The 1,025-nt window shown below is 62.2% G+C and carries 2 protein-coding genes; both read right to left on the bottom strand.

Going from position 1 to position 1,025, the window contains the following annotated elements; genetic code table 11:
- On the bottom strand, positions 1-642 hold a 642-nt coding region (locus GE300_RS22050), incomplete at its 3' end, for an IS3 family transposase (RefSeq protein ID WP_154449708.1).
- Positions 643-650: 8 nt separating this feature from the next.
- A complete protein-coding gene (locus tag GE300_RS22045) occupies positions 651-944 on the bottom strand; it encodes a transposase (protein WP_233417321.1) in 294 nt (97 codons plus the stop codon).
- Between the last annotated feature and the right edge of the window lie 81 nt (positions 945-1,025).

Genomic DNA, 1,025 nt, shown 5'->3' with positions numbered 1-1,025 from the left:
GATGAAGATGTTGTCGAGACAGCGGCCTTTGCCGTCCATCGAGATCCGGGTGCCGATCCGCTTCAGCCGGTCGGTCCAGGCGAAAGACGTGAACTGGCTGCCCTGATCCGTGTTCATGATCTCGGGCGGGCCGAAGCGGTGGACTGCCTCGTTCAGCGCCTCGATGCAGAAGTCGGCCTCAAGCGTGTTCGAGATGCGCCAGGCCAGCACCTTGCGGGTGGACCAGTCCATGACGGCAACCAGGTAGAGGAAGCCCCGCCGCATCGGCAAATAGGTGATGTCGGCGCACCAGACCTGGTTGGGCCGATCGACCCGCAGTCCGCCCAGCAGGTAGGGGTAGGTCTTGTGCCCCTTGGCCGGCTTGCTGGTGTTGGGCTTCTGGTAGATCGGCATCAGGCGCATGAGCCGCATCAGCCGCCGGATGCGCTTCTGGTTCACGGGATGGCCCTCGTTCTGCAGGTGCCAGGTCATCTGCCGGACGCCGTAGAACGGGGTCTCCAGGAACTGCCGGTCGACGAGCTGCATGAGCGCCAGGTTCACCTCGGTCTCACCCTGCGGCGCGTAGTAGAACGACGACCGCGAGATCGACAGCAGGCGGCATTGCGCCCCGATCGACAGCTTGGGGTGAGAGCGTTCAATCATCCCGCGCCTCACTTGCCGGTCCAAGGCTTGAGCTTTCTGGACAAAAAATCGTTGGCGACGGCCAGTTCCCCGATCTTGGCGTGCAGCGACCGCACCGTCTCCTCGTCGACTTCGGCCGTCTTCTTACCGCCGCGTTCGAAAATGTCCGACGCCCCCTCTAGCAACGCCTTCTTCCATTGATGGATCATCGTCGGATGCACGCCGTAATCTGCGGCCAACTCCGACACGGTGCGCTCACCCTTCACGGCTTCCAATGCCACGCGAGCCTTGAAGCCCGCATCATGGTTCCTGCGTTTCGACATCGTCTGTTCTCCTCGTTCTTGGAGACCAGCAGACGTCAGATCGTAGCTTCCGTCACTGTCCGATTTTCGGGGGGCAGCTCA

Source organism: Halovulum marinum (assembly GCF_009697225.1).
Classification (GTDB): domain Bacteria; phylum Pseudomonadota; class Alphaproteobacteria; order Rhodobacterales; family Rhodobacteraceae; genus Halovulum; species Halovulum marinum.
This window is presented reverse-complemented; position numbering and strand designations above follow the sequence as displayed.